Annotated in this window: 2 rRNA genes; both read right to left on the bottom strand. The window is 36.5% G+C overall.

The features are described 5' to 3' along the window. Positions 1-85: 85 nt before the first annotated feature. Positions 86-194, bottom strand: a 5S ribosomal RNA gene (gene rrf / locus QWI17_RS00360). Positions 195-413: 219 nt separating this feature from the next. Then, positions 414-660: ribosomal RNA gene (locus QWI17_RS00355) — 23S ribosomal RNA — on the bottom strand; the annotation flags it as partial.

Here is a 660-nt window from a genome sequence, read left to right as displayed (position 1 = left end):
CTTAATACTTTCTACATTGTACATTTTACAAAAAGTATAAACATAAAAAAAGCCTCAAGAAAATAATCTTGAGGCTTTTAATAAAAACTGGCGACGACCTACTCTCCCGTAAGTAACAGTACCATCGGCGCAGGCAGGCTTAACTTCTCTGTTCGGAATGGGAAGAGGTGAGCCCTGCAGCTATAGTCACCCTAATATTTTTAAATAGGTTTTAGTTCCTAGTATATCTTGACATTATTGAGTTCGAAATTCGTTTTTCGTGTTTCGAATTTCGTATATACAATCTTTTGGTATTACTACATTAATCCAAATAAGATTAACTAACCTTCTCTATGACGATTAAATCAATCTTAGTATTTAATCTTTTTTATTTTTGATATTGCTATCATTATCTTTGATTCGTTCTACTTTTTTAGAAAAAGTCTATGGGTAATTAGTACTACTCGACTATGACATCACTGCCTTTACATCTATAGCCTATCAACGTTGTAGTCTACAACGACCCTTTAAAGAAGTCTAATCTTGCGGCGAGTTTCGCACTTATATGCTTTCAGTGCTTATCTCTTCCAAACGTAGCTACTCAGCGGTGCACCTGGCGGCACAACTGATACACCAGAGGTTTGTTCAACACGGTCCTCTCGTACTAGAGTCAACTCCGCT

It is taken from the genome of Gilvimarinus gilvus (assembly GCF_030518155.1).
In the GTDB taxonomy this organism is placed as follows: Bacteria; Pseudomonadota; Gammaproteobacteria; order Pseudomonadales; family Cellvibrionaceae; genus Gilvimarinus; species Gilvimarinus gilvus.
This window is presented reverse-complemented; position numbering and strand designations above follow the sequence as displayed.